The organism is Stenotrophomonas sp. STM01, from assembly GCF_014852135.1.
GTDB lineage: Bacteria > Pseudomonadota > Gammaproteobacteria > Xanthomonadales > Xanthomonadaceae > Stenotrophomonas > Stenotrophomonas capsici.
The window spans coordinates 105,011-117,343 of sequence record NZ_JACVBA010000002.1 but is presented as its reverse complement, the minus strand read 5'-3'; the positions used below and the strand labels follow the sequence as shown (position 1 = coordinate 117,343).

The following is a 12,333-nucleotide window of genomic DNA, read 5'->3' as shown; positions in this document are numbered from 1 at the left end:
CAAGTCCTCGTCCTCCCCAGAACGTAAACTCGCAATCCCTTATTGCAACCGCTCGGGGGCGGGCTGCTGGGCCGGTGTAGAAGCGAACAATACGCCGAATTCCGTCAAAGGGAAGTGGTATTGGCGGCCACAGAACTCGCAGCGGACCTCGACCTGGCCGGTGGCCTCGGCGGCGGCCCGGGCCTCCTCCTCGCCCAGCGACTGCAGCATGGCCTCCACCCGCTCGCGCGAGCAGGAACAGCCGAAGCGCAAGGGCTTGTCGCCCATCAGTTGGGGGTGCTCCTCATGGAACAGACGGTGCAGCAGTTCGGCGCCGGGCAGGGCCAGCAGTTCCTCGCGGCCCAGGGTGTCGAACAGGGCGCTGACGCGGACCCAGCCGTCCTCGTCGCCGGCATCGCCGGGCAGCTTCTGCAGCAGCAGGCCGGCGGCGTGCTCGCCGTCGCAGGCCAGCAACAGGCGGGTCGGCAACTGCTCGGAATGGCGGAAATAGTCCTCGAAGGCGTCGTCCAGGGTGTCGCCGCTGAGGTTGACCAGGCTCTGGTAACGCTGCGGTTCGCGCGGGTCCAGGCCCGGGTTTTCGATGGTGATCGCCAGCAGGGTGCCTTCGCCGAGCCTGCTCAGGCTGGACGGCGCGTCCTCGCCCTCGGCCAGCTGGGCGATGCCGCGCAGGGTGCCGGCGGAGGTGCATTCGGTGAACAGCGCGCGCAGCGCGGAGTTGCTGCGCAGCTGGATCGACAGCCGGCCATCGACCTTGGTGTGGCCGGTGAACAGCGCCGTAGCCACGCTGGCCTCGCCGAGCAGCCGCGCGGCGGCGGGCGGGTAGTCGCCGTGGGACAGGATTTCGCGCCAGCTTTCACCCAGACGGACATGGACGCCACGGACGCCGGCATCGGGCAGGAGGAAGCGGGTGAGGAGGTCGGAGGTATCAGTCATGGGGACGGCATCTGCGCGAGGTGGGGGCCGGTGCCGGATAATGCGCCGGACGATGGAATCTGCAAGGTGGGTCTTCAATGGGGGCGGAGCAGGACGAGCGCAAGGTCGTGCCGGAACAGGCGGGGGTGGCCCGACGCCGGCGCGGCTGGTGGTGGTGGATGTGGCGGGTGCCGGTGGCGCTGGCGTTGTTCAGCGTGCTGCAGGTGCTGGCGCTGCGTTTCATCGACCCGCCGTTCTCCACGGTGATGCTGTTCCGGCAGGTGGAGGCCCTGGCGCAGGGCGAATGGGGGTTCCGGATCCATTACCAGTGGCGGGACCTGGACCAGATGGCGGCCAGCGTGCCGATCTCGCTGGTGGCCGCCGAGGACCAGCGGTTCCCCGAGCACAACGGCTTTGACCTGCAGGCCATCGAGAAGGCGCGGGCAAACAATGCCAAGGGCAAGCGCCTGCGCGGGGCCAGCACGATCAGCCAGCAGACCGCCAAGAATGTGTTCCTGTGGCAGGGGCGCAGCTGGCTGCGCAAGGGGCTGGAGGTCTGGTACACGGTGCTGATCGAGGCGTTGTGGTCCAAGCAGCGCATCATCGAGGTCTACGCCAACGTCGCCGAATTCGGTGACGGCATCTACGGCGTGCAGGCCGCCTCGCGCAGCTACTGGAACAAGGACGCCTCGCAATTGAGCGCGGCCGAAAGCGCGCGCCTGGCCGCGGTGCTGCCGTCGCCGCGGCGCTACAGCGCGGCCCGCCCCGGTCCTTACGTGCAGCGCCGCGCGGCCTGGATCCAGCGCCAGGCCCGGCAGCTGGGCGGAGCGGACTATCTGGAGGCGGGCGATTAAGCCGGCGGCCTGCGTAGAATCGGGCCATGAATCCCGCTGATCGCCTGACCCTTGTCATCACCGCCTTCAACGAGCAGGACGCGCTGCCGCTGCTGCATCCGCGGCTGTGCGCGCAGCTCGATGCGATGGCGGACGTGGATGGCCGCATCCTGTACGTGGACGACGGCAGTTCCGATGCCACCTGGGCGGTGATCGAGCAGCTGGCGCAGGATGACCGGCGCGTGGCCGCACTGCGGCTGTCGCGCAATTTCGGCAAGGAGATCGCGCTGACCGCCGGGTTGGATGCGGTGGAGGAAGGCGCGGCGATCATGCTGGATGCCGATGGCCAGGATCCGCCGGAGCTGATCCCGGAGTTCGTCGCGCTGTGGCGGCAAGGCTACGACGACGTGCATGGCACGCGCTGGGCACGCGACGGCGATGGCTGGATGAAGCGGGCGACCGCGGCAGTGTTCTACCGCCTGATCGGTCGCCTGTCGAAGACGCCGATTCCGGCCGATACCGGAGACTTCCGCCTGCTCTCGCCACGCGCGCTGGCCGGGTTGCGGCAGTTGCGGGAGCGGCAGCGTTTCATGAAGGGATTGTTCGGCTGGGTCGGTTACCACCGCATCGCCTTGCCGTACCGGCGTGGCGAGCGCATCGCCGGGCGCAGCAAGTTCGGTTTCTGGAAATTGTGGAATTTCGCGCTGGAAGGCATCACCAGCTTTTCCACCGCGCCGTTGCGCGCGGCGACCTACCTGGGCCTGTTCACCGCGGCCAGTGCATTCGTGTTCGGTACCTGGGTGGTGGGCAAGGCCGCGCTGTACGGCGACCGGGTCGCCGGCTGGCCGACGATGATGGCGGTGATCCTGTTCCTGGGCGGGGTGCAGCTGATCGCGCTGGGCCTGATCGGCGAGTACCTGGGGCGCCTGTACATGGAGGCCAAGCAGCGGCCTTTGTACCTGGTCGACACATGGCGCCCGGCGAACGTGGCAGTATCGGCAGCACCGATCAGCGCAGGAGAACGCCATGCAGACCGTTCGACAGTTGCTGGGGAGCAAGTCCCCTGAGATCCACGCGGTGCGGCCCGAATCGGCCGTGATCGACGCCATCCGCCTGATGGCGCAGAAGGGCATCGGCGCGGTGCTGGTGATGAATGGGCCGAAGCTGGTCGGCATCCTGTCCGAGCGTGACTACGCGCGCAAGATCGTGCTGATGGACCGCTCCTCGGCGACCACGCCGGTGCAGGAGATCATGACCGCCGAGGTGGTCACCGTGGCGCCGACGGTCAGCGTCGAGCAGTGCCTGGAGCTGGTCACCCAGCGCCGCATCCGCCACCTGCCGGTGCTGGAGGGCGGCGAGGTGGTCGGCGTGATTTCCATCGGCGACCTGGTCAAGTCGGTCATCGAGCAGCAGCGCCGCGAGCTGGGCCAGTTGCAGGAATACATCACCCAGGGCTGAGCGGTCCGGTGGCGGGTGCTACCGGGCGTAGTGCCCGCCGCAGTTGACGTCCTTGCCCGGCCCGGTTTCCAGGGTGGCCAGCAGCGCGGCCGGTGGGGCGATGCTGCCCAGCGTGAGGGCGATCGCTCCGCGGAGGCCCAGCGCCTTGAAGTCGGGGCGGAAGGACGGGTCCTTGAAGGTGCCGCCGATGCGCAGCGGCGAACGCAGGGCGAGGATGCTCATGTCCTTTGGACGCGGCCGCAGCAGCAGGTCCAGGTGTTCCTGGCGCAGGCTGACCGTGCCTTCGCCGACGACCAGCGTGTCGGTGGTGTCGAAGGCCAGCGCGCGCGCCTGCATCAGCCCGTCCTGCACGCCGAAGTCGGCGAAGGCGCAGCGCAACGGGATCTGCTTGTCGCCGGTGAACAGGAATTTCACCGATTCGGCGATATCCAGCCCGGCCAGTTCCATCAGCAGGTTGCCGATGTGGCCGCGGCCCATGCCGATGGCGACGTTGCCGTCGCTGCTGCCGAGCATGGCGGCCACGGAATTACCGGTCCCGCTGAGCTGGACGCGGCCGCTGATGCCACCGGAGGCCTGTTCGGCCAGCTTGGCATCGGGGAACAGTCGGCCCAGCTGCACGTTGCGCAGGTTGGCATCCAATGCGGTGGCGATCTGCGGGCGGCGGGCATCCATGCGCAACGTGCTGCGGATATGCCCGCCGGCCACGCCGAAGTCCAGCGGCTCCAGCCGCAGCAGGCCATCGTCGAGCAGCAGGTGTGCGTCCATGTCATCCAGCGGCAACGACGGCGCATTGATGCGGCGGGCCTTCCAGCGCACATCGGCATCCATCGCGCGCAGCCTGCCGAGGTCATAGGCCTTGTCGGGCAGCACGGTGGGCCTGGCCGCCAGGCGCGCGGCCTCGGCCTTCTGCCGGGCGTTGGCCGACTCCTCGCCGCCGGTCTTCGGTGGTGCACCGACGAAGCCGGCCAGGTCGTCGAAGTCCAGCCGCTGCGAGAGCAGGTTGGCCTGCAGTCGCGGTCGTTCACCGCCGGTCTCCACCTGCACGTCACCGCCCAGGTCGCTGTTGCCCACCACGCCGGTGAAGCCGGTGTAGCGCCAGCGCTGGTGATCGCGCGCGAGCTGGCCGTTCAGCCGGTACGGCGGGGAAGACGGGATGGCGATGCCGATCAGCGGGTAGAGCTCGTCCAGGTCCTGGCCGCTGAGCTGGAGTTGCAGGTTGAACACCTGCAGTTGGAAGGGGTTGGTCAGGCTGCCGCTGGCGCGCGCACGGGTGGCACCGGCACGGGCATCGAGCGCGATCCGGAACGGGGTGTCGCTATGGGTGAGTTCCAGCGGCGATTCGGTGGTGCCGCGCATCGAGAACGCGGCACCGCGCCAGTGGCCGTTGCCTTCCACGTGAAGGGGCGGGGCGGCATCACCCTGGGATGGCTTGCCGCTCTGCAGGTCAAGCGCGACATCGGTGCGTCCGGCGGCGTCGACGAAGCGCAGCTTGCCGGCGTCGATGCGCAGGCGCTTGAGCTGCAGCGTGCTGTTGCCACCGCTGCCGCCGAGGACGTCCCAGTTGCCGGGCTGGCCGTGGGTAGGGGCGGTCTGCAACAGCACATCCGGGTGGGTCAGGCGGATTTCCGGCAGCTGGACGCTGGCGCGCAGCAGCGGCAGCAGACGGATGTCGACCTCGACCCGGCGTGCGCGTGCCATTTCCGGTTGGCGGGCCCATGGCGCATTGGCGAACGTGATGCCATCGCCACGCACCGTGGTGGTGCGCCCCAGCGTCACGTCGAGGTTGTCGATATGCAGGGCGCGGCCCGTGCGTGCCTGCACCGCGCGTTCCAGCGGTGCCTTGAACCAGTTCCAGTCCCACAGCAGGAACAGGGCGAGCAGTGCGCCAAGCAGGGCCAGCAACACGGCTAGCAGGCGTTTGCCGGGGCGTGCAGGCCAGCGTGAGGGGCGCGTCTTCGGTTGGGCGGACGGGCTGTTCACGCGCCCATGATTGCCGCTCAGCGGTGCAGGGCGCGCGAAGCAATCATTGTCGTGGCGTGCATGTTCCGTTGCCGGGACGTATGCACCTGCGGGGCATCGCGGGCCGGCGGGCGCACCCGGTCAAAGCAGCAGCGCGGTCACCGCGACGAAATGGCAGACGCTGCCGCCGATCACGAACAGGTGCCAGATGGCGTGCGAATACGGGACCTGCTCGCGATGGTAGAAGAAGGTTCCCAGCGTGTAGAACACGCCGCCGCCGAACAGCCAGCCGATGGTCCACCCGTCCAGCGAGGCCCACATCGGCTTGATCGCCACCACCACCAGCCAGCCCATGGCGATGTAGATGGCCGTGGACAGCTTCTTGAAGCGGCCGGTGTAGAACAGCTTGAACACCACGCCGAACAGCGCCAGTGCCCAGATCGCACTGAACAGGCCCCAGCCCCACGGGCCGCGCAGGCCGACCAGGGTGAAGGGCGTGTAGGTGCCGGCGATCAGCAGGTAGATCGCGCAGTGGTCGAAGATCTTCAGCCGACCCTTGGCCACCGGATGCTGGATGGCGTGGTACAGGGTGGAGGCGGTGTACAGCAGCAGCAGGGCGACACCGAAGACGATGGCGCTGCCCAGCTCCCAGCCATCCCCGTAGATGGCGGCCAGGGTGATCAGCACGGCGCCGCCGGCCAGTGCGGTGACGGCGCCCAGCCCGTGGGTCAGGGCGCTGGCGATTTCTTCCCGGATCGAAACAGCTGTGGTCATGTGCGACTGCCGCGGGCTGTGGGGAAGCCCGATGGCAGCTATTAAAGCAGGGAACGGGCCGGGAGCGGGAACCGGAACGGGACAGCCGTTCCCGTTCCCATTCGCGCAGGGCGGTCCTCCCGCCCTCAATCCACCGAGACGGTATGCGCCGCTTCGCGGGTAGCGGAGAAACGCACGTCCGGCGCGCGCTCCTCGGCCAGTTGCAGGTTGACCCGGGTCGGGGCCAGGTACACCAGGTGGCCGGAGGCGTCGATGCTGAGGTTGTTGGCGTTCTTCTCGCGGAACTCCTCCAGCTTCTTGGCGTTGCTGCAGGAGACCCAGCGTGCGGTGGTGATCGAGACCGGCTCGAACACCGCTTCCACGCCGTACTCGTCCTTCAGGCGGTAGGCGGCCACGTCGAACTGCAGCACGCCGACCGCGCCGAGGATCAGGTCGTTGCTCATCAGCGGGCGGAAGAACTGGGTGGCACCTTCCTCGGACAGCTGCGCCAGGCCCTTCTGCAGCTGCTTGAGCTTGAGCGGGTCCTTCAGGCGGGCGCGGCGGAACAGTTCCGGGGCGAAGTTCGGGATGCCGGTGAAGGTGACCGCTTCGCCTTCGGTGAAGGTATCGCCGATGGAGATGGTGCCGTGGTTGTGGATGCCGATGACATCGCCCGGCCAGGCCTCGGCGGCGATCTCGCGGTCGCTGGCCATGAAGGTCAGCGCGTTGGCCAGCTTCATTTCCTTGCCGCTGCGCACGTGGAAGGTCTTCATGCCGGCGCTGAACCTGCCCGAGCACACGCGCATGAAGGCCACGCGGTCACGGTGCTGCGGGTCCATGTTGGCCTGGATCTTGAACACGAAGCCGCTGAGCTTGTCTTCCTGCGGGGCCACGTCGCGACCGGTGGTGGCGCGTGCCTGCGGCGCCGGCGCGTGCTCGACGAAGAAGTCCAGCAACGGCTGCACGCCGAAGTTGTTCACGCCCGAGCCGAAGAACACCGGGGTCTGCTCGCCGCGCAGGTAGGCGTCCTTGTCGAACGGATGGCTGGCGCCCTGCACCAGCTCCAGTTCGTCGCGCAGGTCGGCCAGCATCTTCTCGCCGATCTTCCCGGCCAGGCCGGGTGCATCGATGGACGGGAAGATGGTGGAGTCCTGGCGGGTGAAGTTGCGACCCGGTTCGTACAGGTGCACTTCGCCGGTGAGCAGGTGGACCACCCCCTTCAGGCGCTGGCCCATGCCGATCGGCCAGGTGACCGGGGCGCACTGGATGCCGAGCACGGTTTCCACTTCATCCAGCAGCTCGATCGGGTCCTTGCCCTCGCGGTCGAGCTTGTTGATGAAGGTCATGATCGGGGTGTCGCGCAGCCGGCAGACTTCCATCAGCTTGATGGTGCGCTCTTCCACGCCCTTGGCCACGTCGATGACCATCAGCGCCGAGTCCACCGCGGTGAGCACGCGGTAGGTGTCCTCGCCGAAGTCGGCGTGGCCGGGGGTATCGAGCAGGTTGACGATCTTGTCTTCGTACGGGAACTGCATCACCGACGAGGTCACCGAGATGCCACGCTCCTTTTCCAGCGCCATCCAGTCGGAGGTGGCGTGGCGGGCGGCCTTGCGGCCCTTGACCGAACCGGCCATCTGGATCGCGCCTCCGAACAGCAGCAGCTTTTCGGTCAGCGTGGTCTTGCCGGCGTCAGGGTGGGAAATGATGGCGAAGGTGCGGCGGCGCGCGGCTTCGGAGGCGACTTCGGACATGGTCGGGGGCGCCCGCCCGGGCGCAGCAGTAGACGAATGAACCGGCAATTATACCTGTCGGCCGGCCGCAACAGCGGCGGCCGCGCGCCCGGCGCGTTCAGTTCGGCGGCAGCGGGTGCACGGTGGCGGGTCGCTGGGCACCGTCGTTCAGCGGTCCTCGCGCGGGAAGCGCAGTTCGCCGTTGGGGCTGTCCATGCGAAACGGCACCGATGCCAGCGCCAGCCCGGTGTTGGCCTGCACCGCGAAATGCAGGTGCGGGCCGCTGCTGCGGCCGGTGTTGCCCGAGCGGGCCAGCACCTGGCCGACCTGGACCCGTTGGCCCGGGCGGACCTGCAGCCCGCCGGACTGCAGGTGGGCGTACAGGCCGATGCTGCCGTCGCCGTGCAGGACCCGGACCAGGCAGCCCTGCCCGGGCGAATCGGCGATCACCTGCATCACGGTGCCGTCGCGTGCCGCCTGCACCGGCGTGCCTTCCGGCAGCGGGAAGTCGACCGCGTGCAGGTTCTGCGGGTCGCCATGGCTGAAGCGGCCGCCGAACGCCTGGCTGACGCGGATGGCCGCCTGCCGGAAGGGCAACTGGTAGCGGTAGGCGTCGGGCCGGGCCGCAGGATCACCCGGGACTGCATCCAGCACCAGGCGCGCGCCACTGGCGTTGCCGGGCAGCCAGGTCAGCAGGCGTTCCTCGTTGGCGGCGAGCAGGTGCGGCGGCGCGGGAGCGTCCAGTCCGCGCAGCTGCACCTGAACCGGACCGGACAGCAGGTTGCGCGCGATCACCGCATGGCCGCCGCCGCGCGCCTGCAGGCGCAGGCTGGCGAAGTGGTCGGCCGGGGAGGTGGCCGGGATGGCCGGGGCGCCGCCGAGGTTCCAGCCCTGGCGCCAGCGCGCGCCGGGACTGGCGTCGCAGCCGAGGGAGAGCAGCAGGAGGAGCGGGAGCAGCGTGGTTGGGCGCACGGTGAGGGGGCAGGCAGGGGGTAGGCAGGGGGTAGGCAGGGGGTAGTGGATTGTGCCTGCTTGGTTGCGTCGGAAACCTATCCATCTCTTTATTCGAATAAAGCGATTGACATGGGCGCGGGGCGCTGGCATCGTAGCGCCACCATCGAGACCGGCAGAGGGACAGGCCCTTTGAAGCCGGGGCAACCAGCAGACGCGCAAGCGCCTGTGTTTGGTGCCAAATCCTGCGGTGACCACTGTGTCCGCCGAAAGATGGTTCGATCCGTACCCCGCGTACGGCGAACACGGGCCCGCGAAGCTCGATGGCTGCTCCTTACCGGATATCGCCATGCGTTTCGCCACTGCCATTGCCGCCCAGGAATTCCCCGCCGCTTTCCCAGACAGCGCTGAACGCGCCATTCCCGCCGTGCGCGGCGAGGTCGAGGTGCGCCTGGCGATGCGTCATGCAGGACAGCGCCTGCTGCGCGTGCGCTATGAACTGGTCGGCACGGCCGGCACGCCGGTGGTGCTGGTGGCCGGCGGCATCTCGGCGCATCGGCACATCGCCGCCAACAGTAGTTTCGGCGAGAAGGGCTGGGCCGAGGGGCTGGCCGGGGTGGGCCGCGCGCTGGATCCCAGCCGTCGCCGCCTGCTCGGCGTGGATTTCATCGGCGCCGACGGCGAGCTGGACGCGCCGATCGATACCACCGACCAGGCCGACGCGATCGCCGCGCTGCTGGACGCGCTGAAGATCGAACAGCTGCACGGTTTCGTCGGCTATTCCTACGGCGCCTTGGTTGGCCAGCAGTTGGCCGTGCGCCACCCGCAGCGGCTGGCCAGGCTGATCGCGGTCAGCGGCGCACACCGCCCACATCCGTATGCCTCGGCCTGGCGCGCGCTGCAGCGCCGCGCGGTGGCGCTGGGCCAGCTGCAGTGCGCCGAGACGCACGGGCTGGCACTGGCCCGCCAGTTCGCCATGCTCAGCTACCGCACGCCGGAGGAGTTCGGCGAGCGCTTCGATGCCGCGCCGGAAGTGGTCAATGGCCGCGTGCGCGTGGCTGCCGAGGATTACCTCGACGCTGCCGGCGCGCAGTACGTGGCCCGCACCCGCGTCAACGCCTACCTGCGCCTGTCCGAATCCATCGACCTGCACCGCGTCGACCCGGCCGCCATCAGCGTGCCGACCCTGGTGGTCGCCGTGGAAGGCGACCGCCTGGTGCCGCTGTCGGACCTGGTCACGCTGGTCGAGGGCCTGGGCCCGCGCGGCAGCCTGCGCGTGCTGCGCTCGCCCTACGGCCACGACGCCTTCCTCAAAGAAACCGATCGCATCGACGCGATCCTCGCCAACGCCCTTCGCCTGCCCGGAGAAACCGCATGAGCCTGTCCCACACTTCCGCTGTGTCCTGTAGCCGCGTCACCGCGGCCGTGCGTGCCGGCATCGACCGGGACACCGCCCACGGCGCGGTGACGCCGCCGATCGTGCTGTCGTCCAACTTCAGCTTCGACGGCTTCGGCAACAAGCGGCAGTACGACTACACCCGCAGCGGCAACCCGACCCGCGACCTGCTGGGCGAAGCCCTGGCCGAACTGGAAGGCGGCGCCGGCGGCGTGGTCACCGCCACCGGCATGGGTGCGATCAACCTGGTGCTCAATGCGCTGCTGCAGCCGGGTGACCGCCTGGTGGTGCCGCATGACGCGTACGGCGGCAGCTGGCGCCTGTTCAACGCGCTGGCCACCAAGGGCCATTTCGAGCTGGTCACCGCCGACCTGACCGACCCGCGCTCGCTGGCCGATGCCCTGGCGCAGCAGCCGAAGCTGGTGCTGATCGAAACCCCGTCCAACCCGCTGCTGCGCATCACCGACCTGCGCTTCGTGATCGACGCCGCGCACAAGGCCGGTGCCAAGGTGGTGGTCGACAACACCTTCCTGTCGCCGGCACTGCAGACCCCGATCGCGTTCGGGGCCGACGTGGTGCTGCATTCCACCACCAAGTACGTCAACGGCCACAGTGACGTGGTGGGCGGCGCGGTGATCGCCGCCGATGCCGAGGTCCACCAGCAGCTGGTGTGGTGGGCCAACGCGCTGGGCCTGACCGGTTCGCCGTTCGATGCGTTCCTGACGCTGCGTGGCCTGCGCACACTGGATGCGCGCCTGCGCGTGCACCAGGAGAACACTCAGGCGCTGGTCGAGCTGCTGGTGGGCAATGAAGCGGTGTCCAACGTCTATTACCCGGGCCTGGAATCGCACCCGGGCCATGCGGTGGCGGCGCGCCAGCAGAAGGGCTTCGGCGCGATGCTGTCCTTCGAGCTGGAGCCGTGCGACGGCGAGGACCCGCACGCGGCGGTGCGCGCCTTCGTCGATGGGCTGCAGTACTTCACGCTGGCCGAATCGCTGGGTGGCGTGGAGAGCCTGGTGGCGCACCCGGCGACCATGACCCATGCGGCGATGACCGCCGAGGCGCGCGCCAAGGCCGGCATCAGCGACGGCCTGCTGCGCCTGTCGGTGGGCATCGAGTCCAGCCAGGACCTGCTGGCCGACCTGCAGGCCGCCCTGGACCGTGCGGCCAGCGTGATCGCGCAGTCGCGGGATGCCTCCAAATGCAAGAAAACGGTGGATGCATGAGCGCGCAGCTGCGTCCGCAGGAAACCACGCAGGCCCGGCTGGTGCTGCTCGGCACCGGCACCGTCGGCTCGGCGTTCGTCAGCCGCTACCAGGCCCTGCAGCAGCGCCAGCTGAGCCTGCCGGCGCTGCACGTGGTGGCCAACTCGCGCATCGCGCTGGCCTGCGGTGATGCGCCCGATGCGGTGCTGTCACAGGCGCGCAATGCGCAGCGCGGTGAAGGCGAGCCCGTGCACCGGCGGGAAGTGGGACGGCTGGTCGCCGGCGACATCGTGGTCGATGCCACGGCCAGCGAGGCGGTGGCCGCCGATCATGCGCAGTGGCTGGCGCAGGGCATCCACGTGGTGACGGCCAACAAGCTGGGCAACGGCACCGCGCTGGTGCGTGCCCGCGACATCCGCGCCGCCGCCGATCACGGTGCCGCGCAGTACGGCGATGCCGCCACCGTCGGCGCCGGCCTGCCGCTGCTGCGCAGCATCCGCGCGCTGGTGGCCGGCGGCGACCATGTGCATGCGATCGAGGGCGTGCTGTCCGGGTCGCTGGCCTGGCTGTTCGACCGTTACGACGGCAGCCAGCCGTTCTCCGCCTGCGTGCGCGAGGCCGCCGCCGCCGGGTACACCGAACCAGACCCGCGCATCGACCTGTCCGGCGAGGACGTGCGGCGCAAGCTGCTGATCCTGGCGCGTGCGGCCGGCGTGCCGCTGGAGGCCGAACAGGTGCAGGTGGATTCGCTGGTGCCGTCGGCGTTGGCCGCGTTGCCTGCGGCCCAGGTCGATGGCGCGCTGGAACTGCTGGACGCGCCATTGGCCGAGCGCCTGCAGCAGGCCCGTGCGCAGGGCCTGAAGTTGTGCGTGGTCGGGCGCGTGGACGCGCAGGGTGCCCGCGTGGGCCTGCGCGCCTTGCCGGCGGATCATCCGCTGGCCGGTGGGCGCGGCACCGACAACCGCGTGGCGATCCACAGTGACCGGTACAGCACCCAGCCGCTGTTGATCCAGGGGCCGGGGGCGGGCGCCGAGGTCACCGCCGCGGCACTGCTCGACGATGTGCTGGGGATCGTGCGCCGCTGAGCGACGCATGCCGGTTCGGTGCGGATGTGGGGCTGCAGGGCATGTGCAGCG

11 protein-coding genes and 1 riboswitch are annotated in these 12,333 nt (G+C 69.3%); of the genes, 6 read left to right on the top strand and 5 right to left on the bottom strand.

The window, feature by feature from the left end:
• Positions 1-39: 39 nt before the first annotated feature.
• Complete coding sequence (locus IB227_RS10580; protein WP_192287397.1) at positions 40-933, bottom strand: Hsp33 family molecular chaperone HslO; 894 nt, start codon at positions 931-933, stop codon at positions 40-42.
• A 158-nt stretch (positions 934-1,091) separates the two neighbouring features.
• Here IB227_RS10580 and mtgA point away from each other — a divergent pair, with 158 nt between their 5' ends.
• Genes mtgA through IB227_RS10565 form a run of 3 tightly spaced genes read left to right on the top strand, consistent with a single transcriptional unit; the run spans position 1,092 to position 3,203 of the window.
• Positions 1,092-1,766, top strand: coding sequence for a monofunctional biosynthetic peptidoglycan transglycosylase (mtgA, locus tag IB227_RS10575; RefSeq protein ID WP_225591836.1), 675 nt, complete (start codon positions 1,092-1,094; stop codon positions 1,764-1,766).
• 26 nt (positions 1,767-1,792) lie between these two features.
• Positions 1,793-2,812 carry a glycosyltransferase family 2 protein gene (locus IB227_RS10570; protein ID WP_192287395.1) on the top strand — a complete coding sequence of 340 codons (1,020 nt, stop codon included), beginning with the start codon at positions 1,793-1,795 and terminating at the stop codon, positions 2,810-2,812.
• The gene (locus IB227_RS10565; protein WP_132865275.1) at positions 2,772-3,203 is read left to right on the top strand and encodes a CBS domain-containing protein; all 432 of its coding nucleotides are present in this window, start codon (positions 2,772-2,774) and stop codon (positions 3,201-3,203) included. The genes IB227_RS10570 and IB227_RS10565 overlap by 41 nt, the downstream gene beginning before the upstream one ends.
• Positions 3,204-3,221: 18 nt before the next feature.
• On the opposite strand, the gene IB227_RS10560 is transcribed toward IB227_RS10565, so the two are convergent.
• The 4 genes from IB227_RS10560 to IB227_RS10545 all read right to left on the bottom strand — a co-directional run bounded on the left by IB227_RS10560 (position 3,222) and on the right by IB227_RS10545 (position 8,617).
• On the bottom strand, positions 3,222-5,183 hold the full coding sequence (locus IB227_RS10560) for an AsmA family protein (RefSeq protein ID WP_192287394.1): 1,962 nt from the start codon (positions 5,181-5,183) through the stop codon (positions 3,222-3,224).
• 120 nt (positions 5,184-5,303) lie between these two features.
• A complete protein-coding gene (locus tag IB227_RS10555) occupies positions 5,304-5,936 on the bottom strand; it encodes a hemolysin III family protein (RefSeq protein ID WP_132865273.1) in 633 nt (210 codons plus the stop codon).
• 125 nt (positions 5,937-6,061) lie between these two features.
• Positions 6,062-7,666, bottom strand: a complete 1,605-nt coding sequence (locus IB227_RS10550) for a peptide chain release factor 3 (protein WP_132865272.1) — start codon at positions 7,664-7,666, stop codon at positions 6,062-6,064.
• 147 nt (positions 7,667-7,813) lie between these two features.
• Entirely contained in the window at positions 7,814-8,617 is an 804-nt protein-coding gene (locus IB227_RS10545; protein WP_318639539.1) for a M23 family metallopeptidase, read from the bottom strand.
• Between the two features lie 139 nt (positions 8,618-8,756).
• Positions 8,757-8,876, top strand: a riboswitch (SAM riboswitch).
• 69 nt (positions 8,877-8,945) lie between these two features.
• On the opposite strand from IB227_RS10545, the gene IB227_RS10540 reads away from it, so the two are divergent.
• The 3 genes from IB227_RS10540 to IB227_RS10530 are packed head-to-tail and all read left to right on the top strand — an operon-like array spanning position 8,946 to position 12,282.
• Positions 8,946-9,974: a homoserine O-succinyltransferase gene (locus IB227_RS10540; protein ID WP_192287392.1), complete on the top strand. Its 1,029-nt coding sequence runs from the start codon at positions 8,946-8,948 to the stop codon at positions 9,972-9,974.
• Complete coding sequence (locus IB227_RS10535) at positions 9,971-11,218, top strand: O-succinylhomoserine (thiol)-lyase (RefSeq protein ID WP_192287391.1); 1,248 nt, start codon at positions 9,971-9,973, stop codon at positions 11,216-11,218. The genes IB227_RS10540 and IB227_RS10535 overlap by 4 nt, the downstream gene beginning before the upstream one ends.
• Complete coding sequence (locus IB227_RS10530; protein WP_192287390.1) at positions 11,215-12,282, top strand: homoserine dehydrogenase; 1,068 nt, start codon at positions 11,215-11,217, stop codon at positions 12,280-12,282. The genes IB227_RS10535 and IB227_RS10530 overlap by 4 nt, the downstream gene beginning before the upstream one ends.
• Positions 12,283-12,333 lie beyond the last annotated feature (51 nt).